This is a genomic window from Bradyrhizobium erythrophlei (assembly GCF_900129505.1).
GTDB lineage: Bacteria > Pseudomonadota > Alphaproteobacteria > Rhizobiales > Xanthobacteraceae > Bradyrhizobium > Bradyrhizobium erythrophlei_D.
This window is the reverse complement of the sequence record NZ_LT670818.1, coordinates 2,837,771-2,861,070: the sequence shown is the minus strand read 5'-3', so window position 1 is coordinate 2,861,070 and position 23,300 is coordinate 2,837,771. Positions and strand designations below refer to the sequence as shown.

At 63.2% G+C, this 23,300-nt stretch carries 26 protein-coding genes and 1 riboswitch; of the genes, 17 read left to right on the top strand and 9 right to left on the bottom strand.

The window, feature by feature from the left end; translation table 11 throughout:
- Nucleotides 1-9: 9 nt before the first annotated feature.
- A complete protein-coding gene (locus B5525_RS13215; RefSeq protein ID WP_079566403.1) occupies nucleotides 10-1,257 on the bottom strand; it encodes an MFS transporter in 1,248 nt (415 codons plus the stop codon).
- 211 nt (nucleotides 1,258-1,468) lie between these two features.
- Here B5525_RS13215 and B5525_RS13210 point away from each other — a divergent pair, with 211 nt between their 5' ends.
- Entirely contained in the window at nucleotides 1,469-3,541 is a 2,073-nt protein-coding gene (locus B5525_RS13210; protein ID WP_079566402.1) for a prolyl oligopeptidase family serine peptidase, read from the top strand.
- Nucleotides 3,542-3,549: 8 nt separating this feature from the next.
- Here the strand turns inward: B5525_RS13210 and B5525_RS13205 are convergent, their stop codons facing one another.
- The 3 genes from B5525_RS13205 to B5525_RS13195 are packed head-to-tail and all read right to left on the bottom strand — an operon-like array spanning nucleotide 3,550 to nucleotide 5,599.
- Nucleotides 3,550-4,233: a DUF938 domain-containing protein gene (locus tag B5525_RS13205; RefSeq protein WP_079566401.1), complete on the bottom strand. Its 684-nt coding sequence runs from the start codon at nucleotides 4,231-4,233 to the stop codon at nucleotides 3,550-3,552.
- 32 nt (nucleotides 4,234-4,265) lie between these two features.
- Nucleotides 4,266-5,267, bottom strand: a complete 1,002-nt coding sequence (locus B5525_RS13200; protein WP_079566400.1) for an MBL fold metallo-hydrolase — start codon at nucleotides 5,265-5,267, stop codon at nucleotides 4,266-4,268.
- The gene (locus B5525_RS13195; RefSeq protein ID WP_079573304.1) at nucleotides 5,264-5,599 is read right to left on the bottom strand and encodes an ArsR/SmtB family transcription factor; all 336 of its coding nucleotides are present in this window, start codon (nucleotides 5,597-5,599) and stop codon (nucleotides 5,264-5,266) included. The genes B5525_RS13200 and B5525_RS13195 overlap by 4 nt, the downstream gene beginning before the upstream one ends.
- Nucleotides 5,600-5,806: 207 nt before the next feature.
- Here B5525_RS13195 and soxC point away from each other — a divergent pair, with 207 nt between their 5' ends.
- The 11 genes from soxC to B5525_RS13140 all read left to right on the top strand — a co-directional run bounded on the left by soxC (nucleotide 5,807) and on the right by B5525_RS13140 (nucleotide 14,087).
- Nucleotides 5,807-7,090, top strand: coding sequence for a sulfite dehydrogenase (gene soxC / locus B5525_RS13190; protein WP_079566399.1), 1,284 nt, complete (start codon nucleotides 5,807-5,809; stop codon nucleotides 7,088-7,090).
- A complete protein-coding gene (locus B5525_RS13185; RefSeq protein ID WP_079566398.1) occupies nucleotides 7,074-7,748 on the top strand; it encodes a c-type cytochrome in 675 nt (224 codons plus the stop codon). The genes soxC and B5525_RS13185 overlap by 17 nt, the downstream gene beginning before the upstream one ends.
- A 47-nt stretch (nucleotides 7,749-7,795) precedes the next feature.
- Nucleotides 7,796-8,131 (top strand): sulfur oxidation c-type cytochrome SoxX, encoded by a 336-nt coding sequence (gene soxX / locus B5525_RS13180; protein WP_425305310.1) that lies wholly within the window; start codon nucleotides 7,796-7,798, stop codon nucleotides 8,129-8,131.
- 27 nt (nucleotides 8,132-8,158) lie between these two features.
- Complete coding sequence (gene soxY, locus B5525_RS13175; protein WP_079566396.1) at nucleotides 8,159-8,653, top strand: thiosulfate oxidation carrier protein SoxY; 495 nt, start codon at nucleotides 8,159-8,161, stop codon at nucleotides 8,651-8,653.
- A 97-nt stretch (nucleotides 8,654-8,750) separates the two neighbouring features.
- Complete coding sequence (soxZ, locus tag B5525_RS13170; protein ID WP_079566395.1) at nucleotides 8,751-9,062, top strand: thiosulfate oxidation carrier complex protein SoxZ; 312 nt, start codon at nucleotides 8,751-8,753, stop codon at nucleotides 9,060-9,062.
- Between the two features lie 42 nt (nucleotides 9,063-9,104).
- Nucleotides 9,105-9,971: a sulfur oxidation c-type cytochrome SoxA gene (soxA, locus tag B5525_RS13165; protein WP_079566394.1), complete on the top strand. Its 867-nt coding sequence runs from the start codon at nucleotides 9,105-9,107 to the stop codon at nucleotides 9,969-9,971.
- 8 nt (nucleotides 9,972-9,979) lie between these two features.
- Nucleotides 9,980-10,291 (top strand): hypothetical protein, encoded by a 312-nt coding sequence (locus tag B5525_RS13160; protein WP_079566393.1) that lies wholly within the window; start codon nucleotides 9,980-9,982, stop codon nucleotides 10,289-10,291.
- A gap of 29 nt (nucleotides 10,292-10,320) precedes the next feature.
- Entirely contained in the window at nucleotides 10,321-12,069 is a 1,749-nt protein-coding gene (soxB, locus tag B5525_RS13155) for a thiosulfohydrolase SoxB (protein ID WP_079566392.1), read from the top strand.
- A 53-nt stretch (nucleotides 12,070-12,122) separates the two neighbouring features.
- Complete coding sequence (locus B5525_RS13150; protein ID WP_079573302.1) at nucleotides 12,123-12,548, top strand: hypothetical protein; 426 nt, start codon at nucleotides 12,123-12,125, stop codon at nucleotides 12,546-12,548.
- Nucleotides 12,549-12,560: 12 nt separating this feature from the next.
- Nucleotides 12,561-13,010: a DsrE family protein gene (locus tag B5525_RS13145; RefSeq protein ID WP_079566391.1), complete on the top strand. Its 450-nt coding sequence runs from the start codon at nucleotides 12,561-12,563 to the stop codon at nucleotides 13,008-13,010.
- 36 nt (nucleotides 13,011-13,046) lie between these two features.
- Nucleotides 13,047-14,087, top strand: a complete 1,041-nt coding sequence (locus B5525_RS13140) for an MBL fold metallo-hydrolase (RefSeq protein WP_079566390.1) — start codon at nucleotides 13,047-13,049, stop codon at nucleotides 14,085-14,087.
- Nucleotides 14,088-14,162: 75 nt separating this feature from the next.
- On the opposite strand, the gene B5525_RS13135 is transcribed toward B5525_RS13140, so the two are convergent.
- The 3 genes from B5525_RS13135 to B5525_RS13125 form a co-directional block, all read right to left on the bottom strand.
- Nucleotides 14,163-14,948, bottom strand: coding sequence for an ABC transporter substrate-binding protein (locus B5525_RS13135; protein ID WP_154073820.1), 786 nt, complete (start codon nucleotides 14,946-14,948; stop codon nucleotides 14,163-14,165).
- Between the two features lie 61 nt (nucleotides 14,949-15,009).
- Nucleotides 15,010-15,792 (bottom strand): ABC transporter ATP-binding protein, encoded by a 783-nt coding sequence (locus B5525_RS13130; RefSeq protein ID WP_079566388.1) that lies wholly within the window; start codon nucleotides 15,790-15,792, stop codon nucleotides 15,010-15,012.
- Nucleotides 15,789-16,814 carry an iron ABC transporter permease gene (locus B5525_RS13125; RefSeq protein WP_079573300.1) on the bottom strand — a complete coding sequence of 342 codons (1,026 nt, stop codon included), beginning with the start codon at nucleotides 16,812-16,814 and terminating at the stop codon, nucleotides 15,789-15,791. The genes B5525_RS13130 and B5525_RS13125 overlap by 4 nt, the downstream gene beginning before the upstream one ends.
- Nucleotides 16,815-16,984: 170 nt before the next feature.
- A riboswitch (cobalamin riboswitch) is annotated at nucleotides 16,985-17,185 on the top strand.
- Between the two features lie 111 nt (nucleotides 17,186-17,296).
- On the opposite strand from B5525_RS13125, the gene B5525_RS13120 reads away from it, so the two are divergent.
- Nucleotides 17,297-19,411 (top strand): TonB-dependent receptor plug domain-containing protein, encoded by a 2,115-nt coding sequence (locus B5525_RS13120; protein WP_079566387.1) that lies wholly within the window; start codon nucleotides 17,297-17,299, stop codon nucleotides 19,409-19,411.
- Nucleotides 19,412-19,489: 78 nt separating this feature from the next.
- Here the strand turns inward: B5525_RS13120 and B5525_RS13115 are convergent, their stop codons facing one another.
- A complete protein-coding gene (locus tag B5525_RS13115; RefSeq protein ID WP_079566386.1) occupies nucleotides 19,490-20,416 on the bottom strand; it encodes a cobalamin-binding protein in 927 nt (308 codons plus the stop codon).
- Nucleotides 20,417-20,727: 311 nt separating this feature from the next.
- On the opposite strand from B5525_RS13115, the gene B5525_RS13110 reads away from it, so the two are divergent.
- Together B5525_RS13110 and B5525_RS13105 are read left to right on the top strand one after the other, a co-directional pair.
- Complete coding sequence (locus tag B5525_RS13110; protein WP_079566385.1) at nucleotides 20,728-20,964, top strand: hypothetical protein; 237 nt, start codon at nucleotides 20,728-20,730, stop codon at nucleotides 20,962-20,964.
- A complete protein-coding gene (locus B5525_RS13105) occupies nucleotides 20,965-21,231 on the top strand; it encodes a hypothetical protein (protein WP_079566384.1) in 267 nt (88 codons plus the stop codon).
- Between the two features lie 3 nt (nucleotides 21,232-21,234).
- Here B5525_RS13105 and B5525_RS13100 read toward each other — a convergent pair whose 3' ends face one another.
- Complete coding sequence (locus B5525_RS13100; RefSeq protein WP_079566383.1) at nucleotides 21,235-21,477, bottom strand: hypothetical protein; 243 nt, start codon at nucleotides 21,475-21,477, stop codon at nucleotides 21,235-21,237.
- Nucleotides 21,478-21,643: 166 nt separating this feature from the next.
- Between B5525_RS13100 and B5525_RS45320 the strand changes: the two genes are divergently transcribed.
- Nucleotides 21,644-21,799, top strand: coding sequence for a hypothetical protein (locus tag B5525_RS45320; protein ID WP_172899866.1), 156 nt, complete (start codon nucleotides 21,644-21,646; stop codon nucleotides 21,797-21,799).
- 229 nt (nucleotides 21,800-22,028) lie between these two features.
- Nucleotides 22,029-23,267: an MFS transporter gene (locus B5525_RS13095; protein ID WP_079566382.1), complete on the top strand. Its 1,239-nt coding sequence runs from the start codon at nucleotides 22,029-22,031 to the stop codon at nucleotides 23,265-23,267.
- Nucleotides 23,268-23,300 lie beyond the last annotated feature (33 nt).

Sequence of the window (23,300 nt, the reverse complement as noted above, 5' to 3'; positions counted from 1 at the left end):
CCGATCCGATCAGATGCTCGGATCGGGAAATTCGGACAGCGTCTGCAACCTCACCCGGCGCCGCCGGGCGAAAGACGCAAAGGCCAGCACCGTCAGCCCCAGCAGCACCGGCGGATACACCACCATGTTGACCGCCGACCAGCCGAAATTCGCCAGCAGCTGCCCGGAGGAGAACGAGCCGATCGCCATCATGCCGAACACCAGGAAATCGTTGAAAGCCTGGACCTTGTTGCGCTCCTGCGGCCGGTGCGTCTCCAGCACCAGCGCGGAAGCACCGACGAAGCCGAGGTTCCAGCCCATCCCGAGCACGATCAGGGTAGCCCAGAAATGCAGCGCGGTGATGTCGGAAAGGCCAATGGTCGCGGCGGCCGCCTCGAGCAACAGGCCGGTCGCGACCACCTTCGGCGCGCCGAACCGCGCGATCAGCGAGCCTGTGAAAAAACTCGGCCCGTACATCGCCACGATATGCCACTGGATGCCGAAATTGGAATCGCTGACGGAAAGCCCGCAGATCTTCATCGCCAGCGGCGCCGACGTCATCACCAGATTCATCATTGGATAGGAAACGACGCCACAGATCGCGGCCGCGATGAAGCGCGGCTGCCGCACGATCTCGAACAGCGGCCGGCCGCCGTGAAGATCCGACGGCGCTGGCTTCGGCGCATCGACGCCCCAGAGCACCGCCATCGCCACCAGCGCGACCCCCGCCTGCACGACGAAGGAGAAGGCGAACAGATATGGTGGCCAGATGTCCATGGTCCACTGCACGAGCTGCGGTCCGAGCACGCCGGCGAACACGCCGCCGGCCATCACCCACGACACCGCCTTGGGACGGAACGCGGCGCTGGCGCCATCGGCGGCAGCGAAGCGATAGGACTGCGACACCGAGCCATAGAGTCCGCCGAGAAAGGTCGCACAGCAGAACAGCGCAAATGATGCGTGAAGAATGGCGAACGCCCCGAGCAGGCCGGTCGCTACGCCGCAGCCGGTGCCGATGATGAACGCGGTGCGACGGCCATAGGCGCGCGAGATGGCGCCGGTCGGCAAGGTGCCGGCGGCTAGCCCCAGCACGTACATCGAGAGCGGCACGGTCGCGAGCGAGATATCCGGCGCCAGCGTCGCGCCGACGATCGAGCCGGTGGCAAAGATCACGGCCGAGTTGGCGCCGGTCAGCGCCTGCGCCGCCGCCAGCCGCAGCACGTTGGAGCGGGCGCGGGCATCGTCGGACATCTCGTCGGCTGCGGTGACGTCGATCATCTCAGGTTTCCGCCCGAATGCGGCCGGTTGAGCCTGGCCCCACGATTCGCGGCACTATGGAGCGGGGATTTCGCCCGATCAACCGACGCAAACGGGCGCGGGCCATGCGAACACGGCACATTGGACAGGGCCGAGGCAGCCGCGTAAATTGAAAGCCTGCCTTTCATGCGGTTTTCCTGACGATGGAACGGCAGCCGTGGGGTTTAAAACCATGCCGATCGACGACAGGCCTACGACTGCCGCCCCCGATGACGATCCGTATCTGTGGCTGGAGGAAATAGAGGGCGACCGCGCGCTTGATTTTGTCGAGCAGCAAAACAGGCTGACGCTGCAAAAATTCGGCGGCGCCGGATTCATTACCGATCGCGACACGCTGGCGGCGATCTATGACCGGCCGGACAACATCCCTTACGTCACGCGGCGCGGCGGCTTCCTCTACAACATCTGGAAGGACGCGAAAAATCCGCGTGGCCTCTGGCGACGAACGACCCTTGAGGAATTTCGGCGGCCGAACCCGGAATGGGAGATCCTGCTGGATGTGGACAAGCTCGCCCTTGAAGAGGGCCAGGACTGGATTTTGAGCTGGGTCCAGACGCTGCCGGGAGGAGCCGATCCGCGCGGGATCCTGGCTCTTTCGCGCGGCGGCAGCGACGCCGTCACGTTACGCGAGTTCGACATCGAGACCAAGACGTTCGTCGCCGGTGGTTTCGCATTGCCGGAAGCCAAAAGCGGCGCCAACTGGATCGATGCCGACACGCTGTTGCTTTCAAGCGCATTTGGCGAGGGATTGGCGACGACGTCCGGTTACGCCAGAACCGTGCGTCTGTGGCGGCGCGGCATGGACGCGAATATGGCGCCGGTGGTTTTCGAGACGGCCGCCAACAACATGGCGGTATACTCGGACATCGACAGGACCGGCGCAGTTCCAAGAGTATGGTTCGTCGAGCGGCTCGACTTCTTCAATCATCACATCTGGCTTGGCGACGAAACCGGGGCCCAAACAAAACTCGATCTTCCGTCCGACATCTGGCTGGAGGCCCATCGCGACTGGCTCGCCGTCAAATTAAGAACGGAGTGGACAATCGGCGGCCGGAGCTTCGCGCCCGACCTCGTCCTCGGCATTTCGCTTTCGGCCTTTATCAAGGGTGATCGCAATTTCAGTATTGTTTTCGAACCGGGACCGCGGCGCGCGCTGCAGGGTTTCTTCTGGAGTGCCGGCAGATTGGTATTGTCGGTTCTTGACGAATTGCGGCCGCTATTCGAGGTCCTGACACCATCAACAAGTGGCTGGGCCCGCACCACGCTGCCCGGACTGCCCGAGATCGGCGTCGTCGACGTCTGGCGGCTCGACACCTACGAATCCGAAAGCAATGGCGACCTGCTTGCCAACATCCAGGATCCGCTGACGCCGTCCTCATTGATGCTGATCGAGGGCTTCGAAAGCCCAACGCTGCTGAAACAGGCACCGCGGACGTTCGCCTCGGACGGCCTCGTGATCACCCAGCACGAGGCCATTTCGATCGACGGCGAACGCATTCCGTATGTGCAAACCGGACCTGCTGCGGAAACCGGGTATGCGCCAGTCTATATGAACGCTTACGGCGGCTTCGGTCTTGCGGTGCGCCCTTACTATAATTCAGCGCTCGGCAAGCTGTGGCTGGAGCGCGGTGGCACCTGCGTCCAGGCCAATATCCGAGGCGGCGGCGAGTACGGCACGCGCTGGCATGACGCCGGCCGCTTTGCCGGGAAGCGGCTTGCGCATGACGATTTTGCCGCGGTCGCCGCCGACCTCGTGTGGCGTGGCGTGACGCGGCCGGACCGGATCGCCGCGGAGGGCGGATCGAACGGCGGCATCCTGATCTCCAACATGCTGACGCGCTATCCCGAACGCTTCGGCGCGCTGTTCTGCACGATTCCGCTGATCGACATGCGCCGCTATACGAAGCTTCTCGCAGGCGCAAGCTGGATCGCCGAATACGGCGATCCAGACAAACCGGAAGAGTGGGCCTGGCTGCAAACCTATTCTGCCTACCACACCGCAAGACCCGGTCAGAAATATCCGCCGATCCTGATCGCCACCACACGGCGGGACGACCGCGTCCATCCCGGCCACGCCCGCAAGATGGCAGCCAAGCTGCAGGCGATGGGATATGAAGCCTATTTTTACGAGCCCGCGGCCGGCGGTCACGGCTATGGCAAGGACAACAAGGAGCGGGCCGCTTTCACCGCGCTCGGCTATACGTTCCTGAGGAACAAGATTGGCTGGCCGGACCGGGCAGCGTAACCCGCAGCTCAGTCGGCAGGCTTGCGCTCGAACACCAGAATCAGATTGTTGGCGGGCATCTCGGCGATTTCGACAAGCGCGAGGCCGGCGCCAGCAGCCAGCTTCTCCAGCGCCTCGACATCGCGCACGCCCCATTCGGGGTTGCCCTCGCGCAGACTGGTGTCGAACACCGCATTGCTGATGGCGGTGTGCTTGCCGTCGCGCTTGAACGGCCCATACAGGAACAGCCGCCCGTCCGCGGGCAGATAGCGCCCGGCGCCGGCGAACAGGCCTTGCGCGACCCGCCACGGCGCGATGTGAATCACATTGGCGCAGAACACCGCCTCAAGGTTTTTCGGTCCGCTGCCGTCATGCATCTCGGGGCACCACGCCGGATCGGACAGGTCGATCCGCAGCGGCGGGCGGATGTTCGGCAGTTCCGCATACGCGCGCCACGCCGCGATGCTCTTGAGATGCTGTTCGTTGTAATCGCTCGGCCACCAGGTCATGCCGGGCATCTGACGGGCGAAATCGACCACATGCTGGCCGGTGCCGCTGCCGGCCTCGACCACGTCGCCCGATTTATCGGCGAGGAACCGCAATAAAACCGCGCGGATCGCCTGATGGTTGCGGTGAAAGGCCGGCGCGTCGAGACGGCCGTCGGGTTCGACCCGCCGGCCGTCCTTGCCGAATTCCACGACATAGTCAGCCATATCAGCCCCGCCTGATGCGAAAAGTCTGTCGGTCAGGGTTTATCAGCTTTGAACTGGGATTGCTCGAGTTCCAGATAAATCCGGTAGGCATTGCCGCGGTTGTTGCTCGCAAACGCCGGCATATCCCGGTATTTCGACCAGTCGGCATGTTCATAGGCGACATCGAAATCGGTCCAGTTCTGCACCGCCGCGGTCATCTTGTTCCGCAGATACTGGATGTAGTCGCGGGTGAAGGCGATCGCCTGCCTGGCTTCCGTCGACGTCCGGCCATGGCCGGGAATGATGAATTTCGGGTCGAGCTTTGCCACCTCGTCGAGCGCGCGGAGCCATTGCGTGGTGGAGACATCATCGCTGTTCATGAAGGGGATGCGAGCGTTCTGCACGATATCGCCGGCGAACAGCACGCCGTCCGGCTCGACCATCATCATGATGTCGCTGGAGGAATGCGCAGGCCCCGCATAGAGCAGCGTCAGCCGCCGGTCGCCGAGCGCAATCGTCATGCGCTCGCTGATAGTGACGTCCGGCGGGATCACGCGGGTATTGGCATCGACCCACGGAAACAATGCACCGCGCCGCTGTTCGAGGCGCTGGTTCGCCTTCTCGTCGGCGGTCTCTTCATTGTCCCGGTATTCGCCCGAGCGTTCCTGCGCCACGATGGTGGCGTCGCTGTGATCCCTGAACGCCTGCAGCCCGTAGATGTGATCGGCGTGATAATGGCTCAGGACCACGTATCGGAGTTTCCTGTCGGTGACTTTGCGGATTTCCTGCAGCAGCGCCCAGCCGAGGCTCGGCGTGCCCAGCGCATCGAACACCACGACCCCGTCGGAGGTGACGACAAATCCAGCGTTGGAGGTATTGCCTTCATTGTCCTTGCCGGGAATGCCGGGATTCCCGGTCGAGTACCAGACCGGCTTGCCCGGAACCTGATCGATCTTCAGCGGAATCGTCAGGGGCGGATAAGGCGAAACGGTCTGCGCGTCAGCCGCAAAGCCTGCGCATACGGCGAGCAGGGCTGCGACAAGAAGTCGCTTCACTTGATGGTTCCGCAGTAGATTTCCTTGAGCACCTGGATGATGCGGAGCGCCCGCTTGTCGGCGATGCGGTAGTGCAGGGTTTGCGAGGTCCGGCGGAACGTCACCAGCCCGTCGGCGCGCAGGCGCGCCAGATGCTGCGACAGCGCGGACTGGCTGAGTTTTGCCACGCCGACGAGTTCGCCCACCGTCATCTCACCGCGCGCGGCAAGAAAGCAAAGTACCAGCAGACGCTTCTCGTTGCCGAGCAGCTTCAGCAACTGCGCGGCTTCGCCGGCCTGTTTTGCCAGTTTCTTCAATGCCGCCGCGTCGTCGGCGCCGGTTTCGGCGGCCATCCTCGTCGCTGTCGCAACTGCTCTCATCGCTTGCTTTTCCGAATTGGCCTGCGCGGCGCCGGCGCCCATTTTCATCACATTACCGCGCCGGCTCTTATTTAGCATTGACTAAATTAGCAAATGTCGATAGCCCTGCAAAAAAGAATGAATGACGCGGCAACAAGGCCGCGAGGGGAAGAAAACGTGCGATCCGACCTCCTGCGCAGCATGACCGTTCTACCAAGCGCTGCCGGCACCGCGCCGCGGCTTGGCCGGCGTTCGGTTCTGGGCTTGGGCGCCGCGCTGACCGGCGGCCTCGCGCTGGGCGTAAGATCAGGCAACGCCGAACCCGCGCCGGCGTCTCCCCCGGCGGATCCGCCATGGTCGCAATCGCTCGGCCCCGGCGTGGTGGACCGGCCCTATGGCCGGCCCGCCGACTTCGAGGCCGGCGTGATCCGGCGCAACGTGCCGTGGCTCACCGCCGGCACCGAATCGTCCGTCAGCTTTTCGCCGCTGCAGGATCTGCACGGCATCATCACCCCGAACGGCCTGTTCTTCGAGCGCCATCACGCCGGACGGCCGGACGTCGATCCGGATCAGCACCGGCTGATGATCCACGGCCTGGTCGATCGTCCGCTGATCCTCACCATGAAGGACATCGTACGTTTTCCGCAGGTGACGCGGATCCACTTCATCGAATGCCCGGCCAATGGCGGCATGGAATGGCGCGCCGCGCAGGTCAATTCGCTGCAGTTCAATCACGGCATGATCTCCTGCGCCGAATGGACCGGCGTTCGGCTGTCGACGCTGCTGGAAGAGGTCGGAATCAAGAAAGAGGCAAAATGGGTGCTGGTCGAGGGCGCCGACGGCGCGCATATGAACCGCAGCCTGCCGCTCGACAAATGCCTGGACGACTGCCTCGTGGTCTACGCGCAGAACGGCGAGGCGCTGCGACCGGAGCAAGGCTATCCGCTGCGACTGGTGGTGCCGGGCTGGGAAGGCAACGTCAACATCAAATGGCTGCGGCGCATCAAACTCGGCGACAAGCCCTGGTTCTCCCGCGAAGAGACCTCGAAATACACCGATCTGATGCCGGACGGCACCTCGCGTGGCTTCACCTGGCTGATCGACGCCAAATCCGTCATCACCTTCCCCTGCCCGGAAAAGCCGCTGGCCGGTCCGGGTCTTTATGAAATCAGGGGACTGGCGTGGACCGGCAACGGCAAGGTCAAGCGGGTCGACATCTCCACTGACGGCGGCGTCAACTGGCAGAGCGCGCGGCTGCATGAGCCGGTGCTGTCAAAAGCGCTGACGAAATTCACGTTTGCGTGGCAGTGGGATGGCCAGCCGGCGCTGCTGGAATCGCGGGTGATCGATGAAACCGGCTACGTTCAACCGACGATCGCGGCGCTGCGCAAGCAACGCGGCTCGAATTCGGTCTATCACAATAATTCGATCCAGACCTGGCAGGTCAAGCCGGACGGGAGCGTATTCGATGTGCAGCTCGCGTAAACTTTCCCTGCTGCTCGGCGCTGGCGTGATCGCTGCTTTCGGCAGCTTCGCAGGCGCGGCGGAGCCCGGGCATTTCGGCTACGGCAAGACCGCCACGCCCGCGCAGATCGCCGGCTGGGATATCGACGCGCGCGGCGACGATGGCACTGGCCTGCCGCCCGGAAAAGGCGGGGTTGAGCGGGGCACCGAGGTATTTGCCGACCAATGCGCCGCCTGTCATGGAACTTTCGGCGAGGGCGAAGGCCGCTTTCCCAAACTCGTGGGCGGCGCCGGGACGCTCAAAAACGACCGTCCGGAGCTCACGGTCGGCAGCTATTGGCCGTTTGCGCCGACATTGTTCGATTACATTAACCGCGCCATGCCGATGCCCGCCCCGCACACATTGTCTGCGGATGACGTTTATGCTTTGACAGCCTATATTCTGAACCTCAACGACCTCGTTTCCAATGACTTCGTTGCCGACCGCGACAGTTTGCCGAAAGTCAAAATGCCCAACCGCGACAATTTCATCTGGACCGACCCAAGACCTGATACAATTTCCAGGCCGTGCATGAACGCATGTGTCGACCCCGCCGGCGTCAAGATCAGCTCGACGGCCGAAGGCGACGGCCTGACGCCACGCACGACCGGGCCGCTCGACACCATGCAACCGAAATAGAACCCGCTGGAAACGCCGTGATCAACCATCCCTCGACCAGGCCTGTCCTGATTGCCGCGCTGGCGCTGACGATCGGCGTGCTGGCCTCGGCAGGCCCCGCGCTGGCGCAGTCCGCGGCTTCCGACGGCCAGAAACTCGCCTTCGATCGCGGCAAGGGCAATTGCCTGACCTGCCACGTCATCAAGGGTGGCGACCTTCCCGGCACCATCGGGCCGGAACTGAAGAATATCAAAAGCAAATATCCGGATCGCAACGACCTCGTCGCGATCGTCACCGATGAAACCAAGCGCAACCCGCAGACCGTGATGCCTCCGTTCGGACGAAACCGGATGTTGACCGAACAGGAGATCAACGCGGTGGTGGATTTCCTGCAGACGCTCTGACGGCGAGCCGCCTTTGAGGAGAATAGAATGACGACCACTCACGACGGCTTCCCGGCGACGCGGCGCCTGATCCTGAAAGGCGCGACAACCGTGGCGCTGATCGGCCTCGGCAACCTTCCGTTCAGCCTTGTGCCGGCCTTTGCCGCGGCCAACGATAAATATCCGGAGGACGCCTTCAGGCAGAAGAGCGACGCGGACGCCGTCAAGGCGCTCTACGGCAAGACCGCCGAAGCGTCGGACAAGGTCAAGATGGACGCGCCGGAGATCGCCGAGAACGGCGCGGTGGTTCCGATCTCGGTGAGTTCGACGCTTGCGGACGTCACCTCGATCGCCATTCTGGTCGCGGAAAACCCCAACGCGCTGGCGGCGTCCTACCAGATTCCGGCCGGCACCCTGCCGAGCGTCGCCAGTCGCCTGAAAATGGCAAAGACCACCAACGTCATCGCGATCGTCGAGGCCGGTGGCAAGCTTTACAGCACCAGCAAGGAAGTCAAAGTCACCGTCGGAGGCTGCGGCGGCTAGCGCGCATGATCCGGACCCGGAGGGCCACGTAAGTGCAAAGTGGGCACCGGTTTTCCGACAAGATCATGCGCAAAATTATGACTGAAGGAGAATTACGATGGCATCGACCATTCGCGTGCGCGCGACCTCGAGCGGAGAGACCACCGAAGTCCAGGCGCTGATCCAGCACCCGATGGATTCCGGCTATGTCAAGGACGCCAAGGGCGATCTGATTCCGCCGCGCTTCATCCAGCAGCTGACCTTCGAATATGACGGCAAGAACGTGTTTCTCGCCAACTGGGGACCGGCGGTCTCCAAGGACCCCTACCTCAAGTTCAGTTTCAAGGGCGGCAAGAAGGGCGACGACCTGAAGATCAGCTGGGTCGACAACAAGGGCGCCAGCGATACCACCACGGCGAAAATTCAGTAAAGGCGTTCGGCTAGGTTGTCTTGACGCATTGTGAGCGGAGAAATGAACGTGCGATCTGCGATCCAATTGGCCTCAGCCGCTCTCGCGTTGGCAGCGCTCTCGTTTGGCGCCGTGCAGTTCGCAATTGCCGCCGACACGCCCGACCCGGTCGCCGACGCCAAGGCGTTCCAGAAATTCTTCACCGAGAAGTTTCCCAAGCTGAAGCTGGATGATTTCGTCAACGGTCCATACTCTATGAACGAGGACATGCACCGGCAATGGGAAGAGAAGGAACAGTTCCCGCCCTACGATTTCTCGCTCGATCTGGGCAAGGAGATGTTTGCGAAACCGTTCAAGAACGGCAAGAGCTATGCGGATTGCTTCCCCAATCAGGGCATCGGCATCCGGCAGAACTATCCTTACTTCGACGAGAAGGAAGGCAAGGTCGTCACGCTCGAGCTGGCGCTGAACCGTTGCCGCGAGGCCAATGGCGAGGCGCCGTTCTCCTATGTGAAGGACGAAATGGCGGCACTGACGGCCTATATGGCCTTCACCTCGCGCGGCAAGCCGTTCGACATCAAGATCCCCGGCGATCCCCGCGCGCTCGAGGCCTATCAAAACGGCAAGCGCTATTTCTACACGCGGCGCGGCCAGCTCAATTTCTCCTGCGCGAGCTGCCATGTGCAGAATCCGGGCGAGCGGATTCGCGCCGAAGTGCTGGCGCCCGCGCTCGGGATACTGAATGCGATGCCGATCTACCGCTCCGAATGGGGCGGCATGGGTACGACCAGCCGGCGGTTCACCACCTGCAACAGCCAGATTCGCGGCGTGCCGCTGGAGCCGCAGTCCGACGAGTACCGCGATCTCGAATATTACCTGTCCTATGTCAGCAACGGCCTGCCGATCTCCGGCCCGGGAGCGCGGCCATGAGAGGTAACATGCCAAAATCCGCCCTCGCGCTGGCCGCAATTATGCTGATCGCAGGCGTGACGTCGGCGCTGGCCGCAAGCTCCGAAGCCGATTTCAAGGCCGCCTATGCCGCGGCCGAAGCCGCCAACAAGGAGGCGGCCGCCTTGCGCAATCAATGGACCACGACGGCGGCGGCCTTGGCGGATGCGAAAAAGTCCGCCGACAAGGGCGACTTCGACGCGGCCGTCGCGTCGTCGAAGGAAGCCGAAGCATTGGCAAAAGCCTCGACATATCAGGCGACCAGCGAAAAAGAAGCCTGGAAAGCGCTCGAAATTCGCTAGCGTCCCTTTTGAAGGCGGAGAGAACTCGCATGACCATCCGCCGCCGGGAATTTATTGCCCTTGCGGGCGCCGCAGCGCTCTCGCCGGCACTGCCGCGATTCGCGCGCGCCGCCGACAACGTCAGCGTCTACGATTTCGAACGGTTCGGCAATGTGCGCATCCTGCACATGACCGACACCCATGCGCAGCTGTTGCCGGTGTATTTTCGCGAGCCCAGCGTCAATCTCGGAATCGGCGCGATGGCCGGCAAGCCGCCGCATCTGGTCGGCCGCGCCTTTCTGGAGCGCTTCGGCATCGCGCCCGACAGTGCCGACGCCTATGCGTTCACCTTTCTCGATTTCGAGAAGTCCGCCGCCCGGTTCGGCAGGCTCGGCGGCTTCGCGCATCTGAAGACCCTGATCGACCGGCTGCGCAGCGACGCCGGACAAGGCCGCTCGCTGCTGCTCGATGGCGGCGACCTCTGGCAGGGCACCGGGCTCGCCAACACCATGCAGGGCTCCGACATGGTGGAGGCCGCCAACCTGCTCGGCATCGAGGCGATGACCGGGCACTGGGAATTCACCTATGGCGAGGCGGCGCTGCGCGCCAATCTCGAGCGCTTCAAGGGCGAATTCCTGGCGCAGAACGTCTTCCTCACGGAGGAAGCCGCCTTCAACGACGCCAAGGCATTCGATCCCGCCTCCGGGCGTGTCTTCAAGCCGGCCACCATCAAGGAAATCGGCGGCTACCGTGTCGCGGTGATCGGGCAGGCGTTTCCCTATGTGCCGATCGCGCATCCCAGGCGATTCACGCCGGACTGGACGTTCGGCATTCGCGACGAGGAATTGCAGAAGCTGGTCGACGGCTTGCGGAGCAACGACAAGGTCGATGCCGTGGTGCTGCTGTCGCATAACGGCATGGACGTCGATCTCAAGCTCGCAAGCCGCGTCACCGGCATCGACGTCATCCTGGGCGGCCACACCCACGACGCCGTGCCGCAGCCGATCCCCGTCACCAATCCCGGCGGCTCAACGCTCGTCACCAATGCCGGATCCAGCGGAAAATTTCTCGGCGTGCTCGATCTCGAACTGACAAAGGGCCGGGTCGCCGACGCGCGCTACCGTCTGCTGCCGGTGTTCTCGGAATTGCTGAAGCCGGACGCGGCGATGGCGGGGCTGATCGAAAAGATGCGCACGCCTCATGCGGCGGCCTATGCCGAAAAGATCGCGACCTCCGATCGGCTGCTCTATCGCCGCGGCAATTTCGGCGGCACCGTGGATCAATTGATCTGCGACGCGCTGCGCAGCGAATTCGACGCCGAGATCGCGCTGTCGCCGGGTTTTCGCTGGGGCAACAGCATATTGCCAGGCCAGCCGATGACGATGGAGGACGTGCTGACGGAAACCGCAATCAGCTATCCGGAAACCTATATCCTGACCATGACCGGCAGCCAGATCAAGGATATCCTCGAGGACGTCTGCGACAATCTCTTCAATGCCGACCCCTACCATCAGCAGGGCGGCGACATGGTTCGCGTCGGCGGTTTTACCTATACCTGCACGCCGGCCGAAAGCGTCGGGCGGCGGATTTCCGACCTGAAGCTCGACAACAGCCGCCCGCTCGAGGCCACCAAGAGCTACAAGGTGGCCGGATGGGCTTCGGTCAACGCACAGCAGGGCAAGCCGGTGTGGGACGTCTTCGCCAAGCACCTTGCGTCCGGAAAAATGGCAGCGGCGCGCGGCACCGGTGTCGCGTTGAAGGGTGTCGACGACAATCCAGGGATCGCAGAACACCCATGACAGATTTTGCCGGACATCGACGCTCGGCCCTCGACGCCTTGTGCGGCGCCGTGATGGCGGCGTTGGCGACGGCAACGATCTCGCCTGCCCTTGCCCAGCCGGCGACGCTGCCAGACAAGCCTTTCGCCGAGCACCGCATCGCGCTGCAACTTTCCGACAATGATCCGAAGAAACAAAGTCTCGTGATCAGCGTCGCCTACAATCTGCTGAAGGCGTATGATCCCGACAAGGTCGCGATCGAGGTGGTGACGTTCGGTCCCGGCATCGACTTGCTGCGCAGCGAAAACCCCAACCGCAAGCTGGTGGAAAGCCTGGTCGCGCAAGGCGTGCGCTTCGATGTCTGCCTGAACACCGTCGACACCATCGAACGCGAAACCGGCAAGCGGCCGGATATCATCCCCATCGCGACCCCGGTTCAGGTCGGCGTCGGGCAGATCCTGGCATTGACGGAAAACGGCTATACATTGGTTCGGCCATAACGGAGTTTCATCATGCGCGGTTTTCTGCAGCGTTGCGCGGCCCTGGTCGTGATTGCGATGGCGTTTGCTTCACCCGGCCTCGCCGCCGACGGCAAGCCGCACCACATCGCCATCCAGGTCGACCAGAACGATCCACAGGTGATGAATCTCGCGCTGAACAACGCCAACAACATCATCGAATATTATCGCGGCAAGAACGAAGACGTCGACATCGTCACCTGCGGCCCCGGCCTGCACATGCTGCGCGCCGACACCTCGCCGGTGGAGGACCGCATCAGGCGGCTCAAGGACATGGTATTTCCCGGCAAGATCCAGTTTTCGGCCTGCAACAACTCCAAGCAGGGCATGGAGAAGGCGGAGGGCCACGCGATCTCGGTCGTGGCTGACGCCACCATCGTCCCGTCCGGCGTTGTCCACCTGATGGAATTGCAGGAACAGGGCTGGAGCTATGTCCGGCCGTAAAATTTCGTTTAGTTTGATTTCGAGGCAGCGCCGATCATGATCTTTCGCCAATTGTTCGACAGCGTTTCGGGCACCTACAGCTATCTGCTGGCGAGCCGCGCCGGCGGCGAGGCGCTGATCCTCGATCCCGTGCTCGAAAAGGTCGACCGTTACTGCCAGCTGTTGCGCGAACTCGATCTCAAGCTGGTCAAGGCGGTCGATACCCATCTGCATGCCGACCACGTCACGGGCCTGGGCGAACTGCGCGACCGCACCCATTGCGTCACCATCATGGGCGAACAGAGCAAGGCCGACGTGGTGGCGATGCGGGTCGCCGAGGGCGACAAGGTGACGATCGAGGGCCTCACGCTCGACGTGATGTACACGCCCGGCCATACCGACGATTCCTACAGCTTCCTGATGGGCGACCGCGTCTTCACCGGCGATACGCTGTTGATCCGCGGCACCGGCCGCACCGATTTCCAGAACGGCAGCGCGCGGGAGCAGTATGATTCCATCTTCAACCGCCTATTGAAACTGCCGGAGGAGACCATGGTATTTCCCGCCCATGACTATAAAGGCGACACCGTCTCCACCATCGGCGAGGAGAAGCGCTTCAATCCGCGGCTGCAGGTGCGCTCGGTGGATGAATATATCGAGCTGATGGCCAATCTGAAGCTGCCCAATCCGAAGATGATGGATGTGGCGGTGCCGGCCAACATGCATGTCGGCCTGCACCAGGACGATCTCGCCAAGCAGGGCCTCTCGTTCACCGCCCGCGAGGCGATCGACAGCCTCGGCCGGCCGGACATTCTGCTGGTCGATCTCCGCGAAAACAGCGAGCGCGCCAAGCACGGCACGCTTCCGGGCGCGCTGCACGCGCCCTATCCTGCGATCGGCGAAAACCTGCAGTCCGGCGGCATGTTGCGCGAGGTGGCCGCGGCAACCGGCCGCCGCATCGTGTTCTTCTGCGCCTTCGGCGAGCGCTCCGCGATGGCGGTCGCCGCCGCCAGGGAAGCAGGCCTTGCCAACACCGCGCATATCGCCGGCGGCATCGACGCCTGGAAGAAGGCCGGCGGCCCGGTGCTGACGGGATGAGATCGAACGAGCCGTCGTCCATGCTTTCGCAGGGACGACGAGAGAGTTTGCCGGATCGCGTTAACGGCTGACCCGCTACAACTCGCTCACCAGCGCGTCGAGCGCATCCGCCAGCATCATGCCGCCGCACACTGTCAGTCGCTCCGGAATCACGATGCGCTTTGAAGGCGGATAGAAACGCTCCAGCGCCGGATGCAGCAGAAACGCGCTGCCGTCATCCTCGGCGCGGTCGCCGGCCTCCGACACCAGCAAAAAATCGGGCTTTGCCTTCACGATTTCCTCGAGCGAGACGAGACCGCCGCCACCGACGCCGAGTTCGGAGGCTGCGTTGAAAAGCCCGGTCTCGCTCAACAGCGAACTGACCAGGTTGTCGCTGCCGGCCACCCAGCCGCGCCGCGACACCGGTAGCACCGAATAGTGCTTTTCCACCACCGCCCGGCGTGCCCGCGCCATCGCCGCATCAAGCCGGGCGATTTCAGCTTCCGCGCGATCTCCGTGCTGGACGACCTCGCCCATCTGGCGGATTTGCGCTTTAACTTCGTCGAGATTGCGCGGCAGCGAAAATTCGGCAAGGTGCAACCCCTGCGCCTTCAGAAGCTCCCGAGTCGAGCGCTTGTCGAACTGGCTGACGACCACGACATCGGGCTTGAGCACCAGCACATCCTCGGCGCCGCCTGACAGGCTCGGATAACGGCGCGCGTCTTGCGACGCCCAGGATTGCCAGGCGTCGCGCGAAAACCGGCTGAGTCCGAGGATTTGCGTGGGGTCCGCCAGCGGCAGCAAAAGCTGATCGGTGCAGACATTCATCGAGACGATTCGCAGCAATGGGGCCGCGAGCGTCGGCGCGGACAGGCCAACCATCGCGAGGGCTGCGACGGCGATCGGTCTCGACACGAATCGGAAGCGCCCGCGCATCGCCCCCTCAGATTTCCGCCCAGGGCACGATCACGGCCTCGCGCTGAAACTCGGCGCGATAGGCGCTGATTCTGAACACCTCTGCCATCACCTGCCCGGACAAGGCTTCCGCGGGCACGCCTTGCGACACCAGACGACCGTCCGACAGCACCAGAACGGTATCGGCGAATCGCGCGGCAAGGCCGAGATCGTGCGTTACAACGATCACCAGCGCACCCGTGTCGGCCGCCGCCCGCAGCGTTTTCATGACGTCGAGCTGGTGCCGCGGGTCGAGCGAGGATACCGGCTCGTCCGCCAGGATGACCGGGGCTTCCACGGCCAGCGCGCGGGCCAGCGCGACGCGGCTGCGCTCGCCACCGGACAGTTCCGTGACGCGGCGCTCGCTGAATTCCATGACATCGGCCGCCTGCATCGCCCGCAACACGGCCTCCGCATCCTTCGCCGTCAATCGCGCCGGGTCAGTCGCACCATGGGGATAGCGGCCGAGTGCGACGATATCGCGCGCCGGCAGGGGCCAGTGCACGAGGTGGCCCTGCGGCAGATACGCAAAGCGCCGGGCACGTTCGCGCAACGACAGCGACGACAGGGCGTCGCCGCGCACATGGATGACGCCCTCCGAAGGCACCAGCCCCGCCAAGCCGCGCAGCAGCGTGGTCTTGCCGGCGCCGTTCGGCCCCACCAGCGCCACCAGATGGCCGGACGACAGGGACAGCGATACATCGCGCAGCACGACACGGCCGGCCAGCTTGACGGCAAGCCCCTGCGCGGTGACGAGGGCGACATCGGTCATGCGACGCCTCCCGACAGCGCGCGGCGTTCGCGCATGATCAGATAGAGGAAGAACGGCACGCCGATGATCGAGGTCAGGACGCCGACCTTGATATCGCTGGTCGACGGGATGATGCGCACGGCGATATCCGCAGCCAGCAGCAGCGCAGCGCCGGTGAGCGCGCTCGGCACCAGCAGCCGCGCCGGATCGTGGCCGAGCAAAGGCCGCATCAGATGCGGCGCCACCAGACCGATAAAGCCGATGCTGCCGGATACGGCCACCGCGCCGCCGACGCCGAGTGCGACGCCTGATATCACCATCAGCCTGAGCCGGCCGACATCGACGCCGAGGCTTTGCGCGGTTTCCTCGCCCAGGCTGAGCACGCGAAAGGCGTGGCGCTGGCTCAGGAGAATGACGGCGCCCGCAACGATGAACGGCAGCGCCAACACGACGTGGCGCAAACTGCGGTCGTCCAGCGAGCCGAGCAGCCAGAACGTGATTTCGAGCACGACGAACGGATTGCTGGACAGGTTCATCACCAGTGCGGTCGCGGCACCCGCAAGGCTCGAGATCGCAAGCCCCGCCAGAATCAGAATCAACAGCCCGGCATTGCGGCCCGCGATCGCGAGCAGCGCAAAGACCGACGCGAAGGCGGCCGCGATCGCCGCGACCGGAAGCGCATAGGAGCGCACGTCGGCGAGGCCGAACGCGATCACCAGCACGGCGCCGAACGCGGCCGATTGCGGCGCGCCGAACAATTCGGGCGCGGCCAGCGGATTGCGCAGCAATCCCTGCATGGCGGCGCCCGACAGCCCAAGCATCGCGCCGATCGCGAACCCGAGAATCGTGCGCGGCAGCCGGATTTCCCGCACGATCACCTGCTGCACGTCGCTGCCGCCGCCGAACAGGGCATCGATCACGCTCACGGGCGACAGCCGCACCGGTCCAACGCCGAGCGAGATCAACACCAGCAGCACGACGAGCATCACGAGCGCCGCCATCACGCCGGCGCGCCGCCGCGCCGCGATGTCAGCCGTCGCCATGACGTTCTGAATGCTCATCCATCTTCCTAAAGGCGGCGACCTGGTCGCCTCAGGTCCCATGCTCATACAATGATTGAGACCGCGCACAAGCCGCGTCGGCGAACAAAATGCGCACCCGCGGCGCGCGGCACACGTGGCCAAACGGTGGCATTGACTCTTCGCCTGGCAAACTTCTAGATACCGGCGACGGTTCCCCAGTGTGGGGATCAAAAGGGAATGCGGTGCGGGGAAGCTTCCCCAATGCCGCGGCTGCCCCCGCAACTGTAAGCGGTGAATCTTTCGTCATATGCCACTGGGAATCTCGGTCCTGGGAAGGCGACGAAGGGTATCGACCCGCGAGCCAGGAGACCTGCCGTCAGCCGTGGTCACACGCGAAGATGTCGGTCGGGGAGTACAGACATTAGCTTCACCTGAGGCGCGGAAGCCCAAGGTGAGACTTCGTTCGCTGTGACGTGCCACTGACGTCATACCGAGGTCCAACCATGTCTTCCCTTACCAAAGCCGCCACGCGGCATCGCCAGTATTGGCTTGCCTCCACTTTTCTCGTGCCCGCGCTTTCGCTGGGTGTTTCTGCCGCCCGCGCGCAGCAATCGGCGTCTCCAAACCTGCTTCCGACCATCGAGGTCCAGGCGCCCGCGGATCAAAGCAGGACCCGCTCGGAGCCTGCGCCTGAACAGCCTTCCGTATCTCGTCGCGCCGTCCGCGCCGCTCGGCAAGCTCCCACCGATGCTGATTCGTCGGGGACGCCCGGCAAGGAGACGGCCGTTGTGGTCAGCCCGACCGCGACGGTGACGCCGGTCGATCAGATCGCGAGTTCGGTCACGGTCATCACCGCCAAGGATATGGAGCGCGACCAGCGCCGCACCGCGCCCGATGCGCTCGCCACCGTGCCGGGACTCAATCTCGTGCAAAGCGGCGGTCTCGGCGGCCTGACCTCGGTATTCATGCGCGGCACGAACTCGAATCACACCAAGATCCTGATCGACGGCATCGATGTCAGCGACCCCAGCAACCCGAATCGCTCGTTCGACCTGGGCCAGCTGTTGACGGCGGATATCCAGCAGATCGAGGTCCTGCGCGGCCCGCAAGGCGGGCTCTACGGCGCCGACGCGCTCGGCGGCGTGATTTCGTTCATTACCAAGAAGGGTGAAGGCCCTCCCCGCGCGACGGCAACGATCGAAGGCGGCTCGTTCGGCACGTTCAACCAGACCGTGGGCCTGAGCGGGGCGCAGGACCGGATCAACTACGCCTTCACTGCCGCGCATTTCAGCGCCACCGACATTCCGGTAACGCCGCTGGAGCTGCTGCCGCCGGGGCAAAAAGCCATCGGCAACAGCTACGACAACATGACGTACTCGACCAAGCTCGGCGCAGACGTCAGCGAAAACCTGACCTTGAACGCGGTCGTGCGCTACACCGACGCGACCCTGCATTTTACCGGCGATGCATTCGACCCGGTGACGTTTGCGAGTTTTCCGGCCGCCGCGCAGAGCACGCAGATCGTGCACCAGCTTTTCACGCGCGAAGAGGCCGTCTGGTCCGTGCTCGACGGCCGCATCAAGAACTATTTCGGTGTCAACTACTCCAATAACTGGAACTACAACATTTCGCCGGGCGATGTCGCGCCGACAATCGCGACCGGCGATCGGGTGAAATACGACTGGCACACCGTCACCCAGCTCACGCCGCATAACACTTTCATCGTCGGCGCCGAACATGAGACCGAGACGTTGCAGACATCGACCGTGTCGGCGCAAAACGTCAACAAAGCGGGCTACATGGAATTGCAATCGGAGTTCGCAAACCGCGTGTTTCTGGTCGAGAATATCAGGCAGGACGACAACGACCGGTTTGGCGAGCACCCTACTTTGCGCATCGCTCCCGCGGTGATCGTTCCGTTCACCGAGACCAAGCTCAAGGGAAGCTACGGCACCGGCTTCAAGGCGCCGACGCTGAACCAGCTTTTCGTCAGCTTTCCTGCGTTCTTCTTCTTCGCCAACCCGAACCTGAAGCCCGAGGAAAGCGTCGGCTACGACGCCGGCTTCGAGCAACCCTTGTTCAACGATCGCCTCCGCTTCGGGTCGACTTATTTCCACAACGACATCACGAACCTGATTCAGAGCGTGGTTGATCCCACGACTTTCAGCAGCACCAATGTCAACGTCGGAAGGGCGACCACGGAAGGCACCGAGAATTTCGTGGCCGCCACCATCACCGACCGTATCCGGGTTCGCGCGGACTACACGTTTACGCGTACCGTCGATGCGATGACCGGACTGGAACTGCTGCGGCGGCCCAAGGAAAAATGGAGCGCGAACCTTATCTGGAATCCGATCGATCCGCTCACATTGTCGGCTACCGTGCTGCACACCGGCAGTTTCATAGACGCGAATCGCGATTTCAGCATCCCGCGCCTGCTGGCGCCGGGTTACGCCGTGATCAATGTGGCGGCCGACTACGCCGTGACCGACCAGCTCAAGGTGTTCGGCCGCGTCGATAATCTGTTCAACGTCCATTACCAGAACCCGACCGGCTTTCTGCAGCCGGGTCTCGGGGTCTATGGTGGTATCCGCGTTGCCAGCTATGGGGTGAATTAGAAGCCGCACGGCAACACGTCCAGGCAACGCGCCGGCCGCTTCCATGGAGGCGGCCGGCTATTCGGCCGCCTCAGTCTCTTACCCCAGCTTCCGAAACGCGCCGGGAGGACCCTTCCATTCGAACAAGCCGGGATGGAGGAGATGGGCCAGCAGCTCTGTTCCCTCAACGACCCGCGGTCCCGGTCGCGCGAAATAGGCGTTCGCGTCCACCGCATAAACGCGGCCGTCGCCCACCGCCGGCAGATCGGCCCAGCCAGGGTAGCTGGCCAGCATTCGCGCCTGATCGGCGGCCTTTTCCAGACCAAAGCCGCAAGGCATGACGATCAACACCTCGGGCTTCCACTGGAGAACGTCTTGCCATGGTATGCGAACGGAATCCGTGCCCTCGCGCCCCAGTCCGTCGATACCGCCCGCGATGCGAACCATTTCCGGAACCCAGTGGCCGCAGCAATAGACCGGATCCATCCATTCCATGCAGAAGACTCTTGGCCGCGACGGAGCAGCGCGCGCCGCCGCCTCGATCTTTTCAAGCCGGGCCCTGCCCTCCGCGATCAGGTTTTCCGCGATGTGGGAGCGGCCCGTTGCCTCGCCAAGATCGCGCAAATTGTCGAATATCTGTTCGAGGGATTTCGGTGTGAGCCACAAGATCTGCGGCTGGCTGGGAAGCACCTTTAACAGCTGCGAGACTTCGTTGCCGGAGGGAGCGCAGACCTGACAGAGCTCTTGCGTCAGAATCAGATCGGGCGCGATTTCCCGCATCAGGGTCTCGTCTACCCGATAGAGGCTCAGACCATCGCGCAGTCTTTGCGTGACGGCCGAATCGATTTCCGGCTGGCTCATCGTTTCGATCGGAAGAACGTTACGGACAACGACCGTCTTGCCTGCGATCTCCGGCGGGTAGTCGCATTCATGCGTCACGCCCAGCAGCCGGTCACCAAGACCGAGGGCACATACCATTTCGGTGGCCGAGGGCAGAAACGAGACGATTCGCGATGCGTTAACCATTCTCACGCACATCCATTTCATTCGGCCGGCGGCAGGCCACAAAAGCAAGATCCATGGCAGAGGACCTCACCGGTATTTTAGAGGATTATTGAAGACTGGCCCATCAAACGAACGCATGAAACTTATCGGCCGCCGCCCCCAAAGGTTCCGGTCGGGCGGCAGCTCTTCACCACGATGGCAGATTCGGCCCGAAAGGGGCGCATTTTAGACGATTCCGACCCAAAGAAGCGAACTTATCGCTCCAATGCATGGTAAGATGCCACAAACCGGTCGCCGCCCGTCGATGCGCGCCGGACGTATTGAGGCAGTTGATGAGTGACGAACCGAAAAGCCCCGCCGAATTGAAAGAGATCCGGCTGAACCGGAAGATCGCCCAGGAGGCCGAAGGCATCAAGGCGATGGCGGAGATTGCGGCGGCCGATGTCGCTATCCGCAAACGGACGGCGGATTTGCGCGCGCAGCGTCTGGCGAGAGAAGCCGCCGAACGCGACAATCCGCCGCCGGCGCCCAAGGTCAAAGCCAAACCGAAGAAAAAGAAGACGACTTAAATGAGCAAACAAGATCACAACCGCGCCGATGCGCGCTTCAACAAGCCCGGTCAGGCCAAAGCCGGCAAGTCCGAACAGGATATCGCCGCGAAAGCCGTGCTCGACAATATGGCGAGGCTGAAGGCCTTGCGGCTCGCGCGGGAAGCCGCCGAGCCTCCGCCCGCGGCCAAAAAAGCCCGCGCCAAATCATCGAAGAAATCGGGTGAAAAGGCTCCGGCATTGTCGGATTGGCTGGCGGGCCAGCAAAGCGGCGGACGCCGAACCTGAAGATCAGGCCGGCACCGGCCATTGCACCATCGACCGCGTCTTGGTCGCGGCGTCGTAGACCTGCACCTGAAGCATCGGAAATTTGTTCTTCAAGGCCATACCCGCTTCTTCGGCGGCTTCGACGGTGTCGTGGTGCGACTTGAAGTGACCGTCCACAACAAGCGAATAGCCTGAGGTTGGCGCCTTGTCGGCGCGAATGACTTTGCGCGGCTGCTGTTCTTCTGCTTCGATCTTTGGCTTCTTCATCTTGGCTCCTTGTTGCGCCTCCCTTTACACTAAAGGCGGGAAAAAGGCGGGAAAGTTTGTCCGGCTGAGGTTAATATAGCCATGAGGGCGACGAGATTGACGTCGCTGCGTTAGGCGATGCCACTTCGCCGCGCAAGACTTCGATTGTTCGGGTTAAGGGAAAAACATGGGTATGACCGGCAAAAAGAGCAAGCCTCCCAGCAAGGACAATGACAAGTCCAAAAAATCGGCGCCGAAGCGGATCGAAGACGACGACTACGAAGACGGCGACATCGCCACTCCGAAGCATGACCGCGATGGCGAAGACGACGAACCGCTATAATGGTTCTGTAAGCCGAAATCCGCGCTCTCGATCAGCCGAAGGGTGTTGAGGTCGAGCAGGTGTTTGCCGGCGTGGGGCTCGGTGCCGACGAGCAACCGGGGCAAATGCTGTTTCTGGCCCGCTCCACAAGCGGCTGCCATGCAGCACTATTCATGGACAAATAACCGCCAGCCGGTAATTTCGGCGGGCCCTGCCGGGGCGTTGGGATGAACGGGGTTTTGTCCAGGACATGGTCGACGTTTTAGCTGCACCGCAACAAGCGAAGTCGGACACTGCGCTGCGCACCCTGGTGCTGATTTCGATCGCGCATTGGGTCAGCCATTTTCATCTGCTGGTGCTGCCGATGCTGTTCCCGTTTTTGAAGGCCCAGCTTGGTGTCGGCTATATCGAACTCGGATTCGCGCTGACCGTGTCCGCCGTGGTCTCCGGCCTGACGCAGGCCCCGATGGGCTATCTTGCCGATCATATCGGCGCGCGCAAGGTGCTGCTGATCGGCCTCGCCGTCGGCGGTTTCGCGCTCATCATGCTGGGCGTGCATCTGAGCTATTCCTGGCTGATCGCAAGCGCCGTGCTGCTCGGGCTTGCCAACAGCGTCTATCACCCGGCCGATTATGCAATCCTCGCCGCGCACATGGACGAAGCGCGGATGGGCCGGGCCTTCTCGATCCACACCTTTGCCGGATATGCCGGCGGCGCGGTCGCGCCCGCGATCGTCGCCGCGCTGGTCGGCGTGACCGGAGGCCTCGGCGCCCTGATCGTCGCCGGCGCCGTGGGGCCGCTGGTCGCGCTGGTGCTGATCGCCGGCGGCCTTCCCGACGCCAGCGCCGCCGATCGCGAGGTCGACGGCGTGCATCCGCCGAAGCAGAACATCGTTACGCCGGCCCTGATCGTGCTGACGGCGTTCTTCACGCTGCTCAGCCTGTCCAACGCCGGCATCGGCAATTTCGGTGTGGTGGCGTTGATGGGAGGCTATGGCGCGTCGTTCTCATCAGCCAACATCGCACTCACGGCCTTTCTCGGCTTTAGCGCCGTCGGCGTGCTCGCGGGCGGCTTTCTAGCCGACCGCACAAGGCGTCACGGCCAGGTCGCGGCCGCCTGTTTCGCCATCAATGCCGTCATCGTGTTCGCCATTGCCACCCTCAATCTGCCGTCGCCGCTGCTGACCGCGGCAATGGCAATGGCGGGGTTCCTCGGCGGCGTGATCGCGCCCTCGCGCGACATGCTGGTGCGCGACGCGGCGCCGCCGGGCGCGGCCGGCCGGGCCTTCGGCATCGTCTCGACCGGCTTCAATCTCGGCGGCATCGTCAGCCCGCTGCTGTTCGGCTGGATCATGGACCAGGGCGCGCCGCACTGGGTGTTCGGCGCCTCCGTGGTGTTCATGGTGCTCACCGTGCTGCTGGCGCTGATTACCGAGCGCAGCCCGCAAGGCGATTCCGAGGAAGCGGAGGCAAGGGTTTTGCAGTCCTGAGCTTCACCCGCGGCGGTTGACAGCGTCCAGGGA